8 protein-coding genes are annotated in these 8,919 nt (G+C 56.6%); all 8 read right to left on the bottom strand.

All coding sequences use genetic code 11. From position 1 onward, the window contains the following. Positions 1-820 precede the first annotated feature (820 nt). The 8 genes from lipA to mrdA all read right to left on the bottom strand — a co-directional run bounded on the left by lipA (position 821) and on the right by mrdA (position 8,919). Entirely contained in the window at positions 821-1,786 is a 966-nt protein-coding gene (gene lipA / locus ACLEIV_RS15085; protein ID WP_410457452.1) for a lipoyl synthase, read from the bottom strand. Continuing rightward, positions 1,783-2,436, bottom strand: a complete 654-nt coding sequence (gene lipB / locus ACLEIV_RS15080) for a lipoyl(octanoyl) transferase LipB (RefSeq protein WP_410457451.1) — start codon at positions 2,434-2,436, stop codon at positions 1,783-1,785. The genes lipA and lipB overlap by 4 nt, the downstream gene beginning before the upstream one ends. A 9-nt stretch (positions 2,437-2,445) precedes the next feature. Next, positions 2,446-2,709, bottom strand: coding sequence for a DUF493 family protein YbeD (ybeD, locus tag ACLEIV_RS15075; RefSeq protein ID WP_410457450.1), 264 nt, complete (start codon positions 2,707-2,709; stop codon positions 2,446-2,448). A gap of 183 nt (positions 2,710-2,892) precedes the next feature. Next, positions 2,893-4,059 (bottom strand): serine hydrolase, encoded by a 1,167-nt coding sequence (locus ACLEIV_RS15070; RefSeq protein ID WP_410457457.1) that lies wholly within the window; start codon positions 4,057-4,059, stop codon positions 2,893-2,895. Between the two features lie 73 nt (positions 4,060-4,132). Further along, positions 4,133-4,960: a septal ring lytic transglycosylase RlpA family protein gene (locus tag ACLEIV_RS15065; RefSeq protein ID WP_410457449.1), complete on the bottom strand. Its 828-nt coding sequence runs from the start codon at positions 4,958-4,960 to the stop codon at positions 4,133-4,135. Next, positions 4,944-5,915, bottom strand: coding sequence for a lytic murein transglycosylase B (gene mltB / locus ACLEIV_RS15060; RefSeq protein WP_410457448.1), 972 nt, complete (start codon positions 5,913-5,915; stop codon positions 4,944-4,946). The genes ACLEIV_RS15065 and mltB overlap by 17 nt, the downstream gene beginning before the upstream one ends. Positions 5,916-5,927: 12 nt before the next feature. Beyond that, the gene (rodA, locus tag ACLEIV_RS15055) at positions 5,928-7,034 is read right to left on the bottom strand and encodes a rod shape-determining protein RodA (RefSeq protein ID WP_410457447.1); all 1,107 of its coding nucleotides are present in this window, start codon (positions 7,032-7,034) and stop codon (positions 5,928-5,930) included. Further along, positions 7,027-8,919 carry a penicillin-binding protein 2 gene (gene mrdA / locus ACLEIV_RS15050; protein WP_410457446.1) on the bottom strand — a complete coding sequence of 631 codons (1,893 nt, stop codon included), beginning with the start codon at positions 8,917-8,919 and terminating at the stop codon, positions 7,027-7,029. Before mrdA ends, rodA begins: the two co-directional genes overlap by 8 nt.

The following is an 8,919-nucleotide window of genomic DNA, read 5'->3' as shown; positions in this document are numbered from 1 at the left end:
CACCAACGGGCGGAAAACTCTAATTTTCTGTGTAACTAGAACAGGGATGTTTACAGATGTTTAGACTCTCTCAAACCAAGAAAAAAATATCATTCTCCGGCACGGTAATAAATTCGGTTGACGCTTATGAACGAATCTGGATTATGTTGAAATGATCCAGAGAGTAGAGAGTAGAGAGTAGAGAGTAGAGAGTAGAGAGTAGAGAGTAGAGAGTAGAGCATGGGTGAAATTAGTAGAAGCTGCATAGTAAAATCTAACTCATTCCATTACTGGAGTGAGATGGCCAAATAGATAACCATTGCACTCTACCGCAATCACTTTACTTCCTTCGCCTGATTTTTCAATGCGATAAGTATTGTAAATAATCATGTTTTTGCCATTTTATTTGTGTGTGGCTGTAATGACTTGAGTCGTTTTCGATAAAATTAACAGGTAACTGATGACTTCATATTTTCCAGATATAATATGCTGACGAATGCCATTCTTCCATATGGAACCAGTTGAAATTAATGGCAATTTCCCAATGCCAATAATTTCTTGTCGTTTTACATCAGTTTGACTAACTGATGTACGCTTATCTCCTGGCAACCCACAGAGATTGTCAAAGAAAGGGCTGATCACCATTTGGAAGAAAGGCTCAGTAGTGATGCTGGGATTCGTTAGTACAGCCCCTTTTCAATCACGTCTCCAGAATTTCCCATCCGTGGGAAATTCTTTGATCCTTGGTATCCTTGTCACCATTCCTGAGCCTCGCAGTACAAAACATCAGTGTTAGCCCTATTTACTGATGCAGTACTATTTAACCTTGTAATCCACTCGGTTATTTGACTTCCACGCCCTGGGCCTGCAAGTCGGCGTGGTAGGACGAGCGAACGAAGGGGCCGCAGGCGGCGTGGCTGAAACCGATGCTGTCGGCGAGCACTTTCAGCTCGTCAAACTCGGCCGGCGGCACGTAGCGCTTCACCGGCAGGTGGTGGCGGCTCGGCTGCAGGTACTGGCCCAGGGTCAGCATGGAAACGTTGTGCGCACGCAGATCCTTGAGGACTTCTGCGACTTCTTCGTTGGTTTCGCCAAGGCCCATCATGACGCCGGATTTGGTGGCCACCTGTGGGTGCATTTCCTTGAACCGGCGCAGCAGCTCCAGCGACCACTTATAATCGGCGCCGGGACGGGCGACCCGGTACAGGCGCGGGGCGGTTTCCAGATTGTGGTTGAATACGTCTGGCGGAGTATCCTTGAATATTTCCAGTGCGGTATCCATGCGGCCACGGAAGTCCGGGGTCAGAATTTCAATCTTGGTGTTGGGGCTCTGCTCGCGGATGGCGCGGATACAGTCGACGAAGTGCTGGGCACCGCCGTCACGCAGATCGTCCCGGTCTACCGAGGTGATCACCACGTACTTGAGGCCCAGTTCCTTGATGGTCTTGGCCAGTTTTCCCGGCTCTTCCGGATCCACCGCCAGCGGGCGGCCGTGGGCCACATCGCAGAAGGGGCAACGGCGAGTACAGATGGCGCCGAGGATCATGAAGGTGGCAGTACCGTGGTTGAAACACTCGGGCAGGTTGGGGCAGGACGCCTCTTCGCAGACCGAATGCAGCTTGTTCTCGCGCATGATGTTCTTCAGGTTCTGTATGCGCTGATTACTGGGAGGAAGCTTGATCTTCATCCACTCCGGCTTGCGCAACACTTCTTCGTCTGCCTCCGGCATGTACTTGACCGGGATCAGGGCCATTTTGTCGGCATCACGCAATTTTACGCCGGGCTCTACGCGTACAGGTTTATTCATAATTTCAGCTTCTCTGTGGTGTAGTAGAGATGTTGGTAACCAAGCTGCTCTGCCAGCAAGGGTACCAGTCGGGACTGAGCTTCTTCTAGGGTCTGGGGTCCGCCCAGGGCACAACACTGTGTCATGGCCATGCCGGCGTAACCACAGGGGTTGATCCGCAGGAAGGGGGTCAGATCCATATTGACGTTCAGCGCCAGTCCATGAAAAGAGCAGCCTCGGCGCACCCGCAGTCCCAGAGAGGCAATCTTGCTGTCTCCCACATAGACGCCGGGGGCATCGGGCTTGGCATAGGCCACAATCTGATAATCGGCAAGCAGGTTGACGATGGCGCTTTCCATGCCGGTCACCAGGGGACGAACGCCGAGTTTCTTGCGGCGTACATCGACCAACAGATACAGCACCAGCTGGCCGGGGCCATGATAGGTGACCTGGCCGCCTCTGTCGGTCTGTACCAGCGGAATATCGCCAACATTGAGAATATGCTCGGCCTTGCCGGCCTGACCCTGGGTGAACACCGGCAGATGCTCGACCAGCCAGAATTCGTCCTGGGTGTTTTCGCCCCGCTGATCGGTAAACGTCTGCATGGTATGCCAGACGTGTTCGTAGGAGGCCTGTCCCCAGTGCCTGACGGTAAGCTTATCCTGCGGCATCACTATGTCCTAGAGTACGTACTTGACCAGATCCAGCTCACCCAGCTTCTGATACAGCAATTCGACCTGTTCCTTGCTGGTGACCGTGACCTGCACGGTCACCGCATGGTAAGTGCCCTTGCTGCTGGGGCGAACCTGGGGGCTGTAATCACCGGGGACATGCCGTTGCAGCACTTCCACCACCATATCGGGCAGGCGCTCGTCGGCCAGGCCCAGGATCTTGAACGGGAAACGGCAGGGAAAATCGAGCAACTCATCAAATTTGGTATTCATGGCAACCTTTACAACGTGCGGTATTCGGGGGGTGATGGAGACTGATCCATAACCAATGTCACATTTTTACCATAAAATTGCCGGTTTCGAAACCGGCAAGTTATCCGGGCCGGGGGAGAACGGCGATGAAAAAGCCGGAAGAGCATCTCTTCCGGCTTGTGTCTTCCCCGACCCTGTTGACGATCAGTTGAACAGATCCTGAACCAGCAACTTGATGTAGTCGATCAGGCGGCTGAAGACGCCACCCTGTTCGACTTCTTCCAGTGCCACCAGCGGCATGGTCATCACATCCTTGCCGTCCAGCTTAAGGTGCAGGGTACCTACCTGCTCGCCTTTGGCCAGCGGGGCCTTCAATGTCTTGTCGAGGGTAAAGTCGGCTTCCAGACTCTGGGCCTGGCCGCGGGGAATGGTTACCGCCACCGTCTTGTCGACGCCGAGGGCGACGGTATCCTTGTCGCCCATCCAGATCCGCTGATCCATCAGCTTGCTGCCCGCCTGATACGGGGTCAGGGTCTGATAGAAGCGAAAACCATAAGTCAGCAGTTTCTTGCTCTCGGAGGCGCGCATCCGTTCGTTGGCAGCGCCCATGATCACGGCGATCAGACGCATGTCTTCCTTGGTGGCGGATGACACCAGGTTATAGCCCACGGCCTCGACATGGCCGGTCTTGATTCCGTCGACATTCAGTGACTGATCCCACAGCAGCGAGTTGCGGTTGTGCTGGGTAATGCCATTGAAGGTAAAGGATTTTTCGGAATAGATTTTATATTCTTCCGGCACATCGCGGATCAATGCCTGGCCCAGCCGCGCCATGTCGTAAGCGGTGGTATACATGTCATCGCTGTGCAGCCCATGGGGGGTCACGAAGTGACTGTCGTTCATGCCCAGGCGGGCGGCCCAGCCATTCATCAGATCGGCAAAGGAATTGACGCTGCCGGCCAGATGTTCGGCCACGGCTACGGTGGCATCGTTACCGGACTGGATGATGATGCCACGGTTCAGCTGATCGATGCTGACCTGCTTGCCCACTTCCAGAAACATCACCGACGAGCCGGGAAAGTTCTGTGCCCAGGCCGCTTCGCTGATGGTGACCAGGTCGTCTCGCTTGACCTTACCTTCCTGCAGTGCCTGACCCAGAATGTAGGAAGTCATCATCTTGGTCAGGCTGGCCGGCGGCAGCTTTTCGTCGGCCTGGTTCGACACCAGTACCTGGCCGCTGGCATAGTCCATCAGCACATAGGATTTGGCAGCGATGGCCGGAGCCTCCGGGATCATGGGGCCCTGAGTCTGTGCCTGAGTGGTAAAGGACACAAAAGCGGCGAGAAATAAGGAGGGGAGAGTGTTAACCATACGCATAACGTCTGCTGGGTCCCTGTGTAAATAGGCATTGGCTGCCGGTGTAAGGTGAATTAAAACAGGCCGATTAATTCAGAAAATAGGCCTGCGCATACCCTTCGGCAATCAGCCGGGTCAGGGTATTTTCCGTTTTATTGGCCGGAATGGGACCCATCTGCAGGCGGTACCACTCAGACTGGCGCTCCACTCGGGCGGGGAAACCATACTCCTTGCTCAGTCGGGCAGCAAGTTCCTTGGCTTTATCGGCTGAGCGGGTGGCCAGCAACTGAATATGTTTACCCTCGGTGGTTTTCGCCAGACGGGTTTCCTTGCCGTTGGGTGCGACCTTGATCAGCTCGATTTTCACCGGCGCCGTGCCGGTATTGAGCATGCCCAGCTTGTAGGCGGCGGCATAGGAAACATCGAGCACCCGATCGTCGTGGAAGGGGCCGCGATCATTGACGCGTACCACCACCTGTTTGCCGTTTTCCTTGTTGGTGACGCGCACGAAGGAAGGCAGCGGCAGATTCTTGTGGGCGGCGGTCATGGTATACATGTCATATACCTCGCCGTTGGAGGTGTGATAGCCGTGGAACTTGGCACCATACCAGGAGGCCATGCCTTCATCCTGATAATTCTCCACTTCCTGCCATACCTCGTAATCCTGGCCCCAGACGTTGTAGTTTTTGTTGCCCTGGCGGGTATAGGGCTCATAACGCGGCACCGCGTCCTTGACATGATCCAGGTTGGGGGCCACGCCCGGTGGTTTGTCCTGGCGCAGGGCATAACGGCCGCCGGCGGTTTCCCGATCGTAGGCCTCATCCTTACTCTGTGCCTGCTCGGGATCAGGATGGAAACTACAGGCGGCAAGCCACAGTGCCGCCAACGGCAAGAGGGATTTAGAGAGACTGTTCATAGGCCTGCTTAAGTTGCTCACTGAGTTGATAGACTGCCATGGCATACAAGGGGCTGCGATTATAGCGGGTAATCACGTAAAAGTTATGCCGTACCACCCAATATTCCGGGCCATCGACGCCATCCAGGCGGATCAACTTGACCGGGGTGCCTGCATCCATCTCCTGATCCACCACCACGCCGGCGGCTACCAGCTCGGCCCAGTTGTGGCTCAGCTCCAGGGCCGGGTTCAACAAGGCGTCCGCGGCCTCGATGTCGGTCACCCGAGCCGGATAGGCAACATCGTCACCCGGTTGCCATTTATGTTCGTGAAAGTAGTTGGCGACGCTGCCGATGGCATCTACCGGCTGAAACAGATTACGCTCGCCGTCACCGTCGAAGTCGACCGCATAATGACGATAGCTGGAGGAAATAAACTGACCCATGCCCATGGCACCGGCGTAGGAGCCTTTCTGCTCATCCAGAGACCAGCCCTGCTCTTTGGCCAGTTGCAGATAATTGGCAAATTCGGAGCGGAAGAACTCGCCCCGTGGCGGGTAGTTAAAGCCCAGGGTATAGAGTGCATCCAGTACCTTGTGGCTGCCCATGTGGGCGCCGTAGAAGGTTTCCACCCCTATGATGGCGGTGATGATTTGTGCCGGTACCTGCAATTCCTGCTCGGCCCGGGCCAGCAGCTCGGCGTGCTGTTGCCAGAACTCGACACCCTGCTGCAGTCGCTTCTCGGTCAGGAAGATAGGCCTGTACAGGTGCCAGGGTTTGGCTTCTGCCGGGCGGGTCATGGCATCGATAATCGGCTGCTGATAACTGGCCTGAGCCATGGCATCACTCAGCTCGGCGACGGGTAACTCGAACTTGCCGGCCAGCTCGTCAAGCCAGAGCTGTTGTTCCGGATTCATCTCCGCGGCCGTTACCGAGGTGGTCAACAGCAAGGCGGCAGAAAGAAGGGCAAGACGCATTCGATAATCCTTTTATTTGGCCAACAGGCGCTTATGAGTATGAACGGACATCAGGATGCCAAATCCGGCCATCAGTGTCACCATGGAGGTACCACCGTAACTGATCAGGGGCAAGGGTACTCCCACCACCGGCAGCAGGCCGCTGACCATGCCGATGTTGACGAATACATAGACAAAAAAGGTCAGGGTCAGGGCGCCGCCGAGCAGACGGGGAAAGGCACCATGGGCCTGCATCGAGATATAAAGGCCGCGCCAGATGATGAACAGATAGAGCAGCATCAGCAGGCAGACGCCAATCAGACCGAACTCTTCGCTCAATACCGCAAAAATAAAGTCTGTATGGCGTTCGGGCAGAAACTCCAGCTGAGACTGGGTGCCTTGCAGCCAGCCCTTTCCCCAGAGTCCGCCCGAGCCGATGGCGATCTTGGACTGGATGATATGATAGCCGGCGCCCAGGGGATCGCTTTCCGGATTCAGCAGAGTCAGAACCCGTCGTTTCTGATAGTCGTGCATCAGAAAAAACCACAGGGCCGGCAGAAAGGCGGCGATGGCGGCCCCGGCGGCCAGGAGCAGTCGCCAGGACATACCGGCGAGAAAAATGACGAAAAAGCCGGAGGCCGCCACCAGCAGGGAGGTGCCCAGATCCGGTTGTTTGGCGATCATCAGGGTGGGGAACAGCACCAGTCCCAGTGCCAGAAAGACATGCAGCAGGCTGGGAGGCAGCGGATAACGGCTGATATAGGCGGCGATGGTCATCGGCATCACCAGCTTCATGATCTCCGAGGGCTGAAAGCGAAAAGAGCCCAGCTCCAGCCAGCGTTGCGCCCCCTTGCCGATATCGCCGACCAGTAACACCAGTACCAGCAGTATCACCCCCAGCATGAATACCGGTGGTGCCCAGCGGGCATAAAAACCCGGCGGCAGTTGCGCCAGTATCATCATCACCAACAGGGACAGACCGATGCGCAGGCCCTGTCGAGTCAGGGAGTCCATGCTTTCACCGGAGGCGGAATAGAGAATGGCCAGACTGGCGCCGAGCAGGATCAGCAGCGCCAGCAGCAGGGGCCAGTCCAGGTGCAGTATTTCCCACAGGCTGCGACGGCGCCGATGTTTATTCATTGTGCTGTTCCTCGCCTTCTGTGTCCTGGAGTGACTCGGGGATCATGTAGAGATCGAGCAGGGCCCGGGCCACGGGGGCGGCGTGTGAACTGCCCCCGCCGGCGTTTTCAAGGACTACCGACACCACTACTTCCGGTTTTTCAAAGGGGGCCAGGGCCACGAACAGGGCGTTGTCGCGCAGATGCTCCCGGGTATTGGCGTGATCGTACTGCTGGTTTTCGGCCAGGCTGAATACCTGGGCGGTGCCTGATTTTCCGCCCGCCTTGTAGGGCGTATCGGCAAAGGCACGGCGGGCTGTGCCCTCTCTGCCGTTGATCACTCGGTACATGCCGGCCAGGCCCACGTCCCAGAAGCTGTCTTGCTTCAGTCGAATGGGTTCACTCTTGCTGATCGGCATCGAGATCATGCCTTCGGGGCCCTTGATGCCATGCAGCAATCGGGGGTGAACGGTTTCTCCGTGGTCCACCATGACGGAGACGGCACGAGCCAGTTGCAGCGGGGTGGCGGTCCAGTAGCCCTGGCCTATGCCCACCGAGATGGTGTCGCCCTGATACCAGGGTTGCTTGTGTCGTGCCTGCTTCCAGTCGCGGGAAGGCATGGTGCCGCTGGTTTCTTCGTGCAGATCTATTCCGGAATACTGGCCGAAACCGAAGCGGGACATATAGTCATTGATGTTGTCTATGCCGACTCGGTAGGCGAGATCATAGAAAAAGGTATCGGCCGAGATTTCGATGGCCCGGTACACATCCATCCAGCCGTGGCCCCAGCGACGCCAGTCGCGGAATTTGCGCTTGGTATTGGGGATCTGGAAGTAGGGCCCACCGAAGAAACGAGTGCTGGGGGCGATGGCGCCTTCGTTCAGTCCCATGACCGCAAGCATCGGCTTGACGGTGGAGGCGGGGGCGTAAATGCCCTGGCTGGCTCTGTTGATCAGTGGACGGTCCGGGTTGTTCAGCAGTTCCCGGTACTCGGGGCCGCTGATGCCGTGCACGAACAGATTGGGGTCGTAGCTGGGGCTGGAGATAAGCGCCAGTATCTTGCCGTCTTTCGGGGTCATGATGACGGCGGCCCCCCGACGGTTCGCCATCAGGGCCTGGGCCTGTTTTTGCATGTTCGCATCGACATTGAGATAGATATCGCTGCCCGGTATCGGCGGCTGATACTTGAGGGTGCGGATCACCCGACCACGGTTGTTGACCTCGACTTCCTGATAACCGGCCTGACCGTGCAGCAGATCCTCGTAGTAACGTTCTACGCCCAGCTTGCCGATATCCCGGGTGGCGGAGTAGTTGGCCAGCTTGTTGTCTTCCCGCAGGCGCGCCACATCTTTGTCGTTGATGCGGGCCACGTAGCCTATCACATGGGTGAAGGTATCCCGGTAGGGATAAAAGCGCTTGAGATAGGCTTCTATGGTGGCGCCCGGATATTTATGCTGATTGACGCTGAACAGGGCGACCTGCTCTTCACTCAGTCGATTGACCAGTACTACGGGATTGAAACGGCGCTGACGACGCACCTCGGTCAGAAAACGGGCTTTGACCTCGGGATCGAGACCGAGCAGCGCTATCAGCTCATCGACGGTGGCGTCCAAGTCATGGGATTGTTCGGGGGTGATCTCCAGGCTGTAGATGGGACGGTTTTCTGCCAGCAGTACGCCGTTGCGATCGAAGATCAGGCCCCGGGTCGGCGCTATGGGCACAACCTTGATGCGGTTATCGTTGGAGCGGGTCTGATAACTCTGGTGTTCATTGATCTGCAGACGGTAAAGGTTGGCAAGCAACACCCCCATCAGCAGCACTATTCCCATAAACGCAATCACCGCCCGGCGCCAGTACAGGGATGATTCGGCGCCATGATCGCGCATCTTTACCCGGCCTTTTGCCAT

Origin of the sequence: Oceanisphaera submarina (assembly GCF_046521305.1) — a bacterium.
GTDB classification, from domain to species: Bacteria; Pseudomonadota; Gammaproteobacteria; order Enterobacterales; family Aeromonadaceae; genus Oceanimonas; species Oceanimonas submarina.
The sequence above is the reverse complement of the archived record's forward strand: the minus strand, read 5'-3'. Positions and strand labels throughout refer to the sequence as shown.

Bases quoted from the DNA above. Each gene is read 5' to 3' on its own strand.
- lipA (WP_410457452.1), bottom strand. From the start codon at position 1,786: ATGAATAAACCTGTACGCGTAGAGCCCGGCGTAAAATTGCGTGATGCC.
- lipB (WP_410457451.1), bottom strand. From the start codon at position 2,436: ATGCCGCAGGATAAGCTTACCGTCAGGCACTGGGGACAGGCCTCCTAC.
- ybeD (WP_410457450.1), bottom strand. From the start codon at position 2,709: ATGAATACCAAATTTGATGAGTTGCTCGATTTTCCCTGCCGTTTCCCG.
- ACLEIV_RS15070 (WP_410457457.1), bottom strand. From the start codon at position 4,059: ATGGTTAACACTCTCCCCTCCTTATTTCTCGCCGCTTTTGTGTCCTTT.
- ACLEIV_RS15065 (WP_410457449.1), bottom strand. From the start codon at position 4,960: ATGAACAGTCTCTCTAAATCCCTCTTGCCGTTGGCGGCACTGTGGCTT.
- mltB (WP_410457448.1), bottom strand. From the start codon at position 5,915: ATGCGTCTTGCCCTTCTTTCTGCCGCCTTGCTGTTGACCACCTCGGTA.
- rodA (WP_410457447.1), bottom strand. From the start codon at position 7,034: ATGAATAAACATCGGCGCCGTCGCAGCCTGTGGGAAATACTGCACCTG.
- mrdA (WP_410457446.1), bottom strand. From the start codon at position 8,919: ATGGCAAAAGGCCGGGTAAAGATGCGCGATCATGGCGCCGAATCATCC.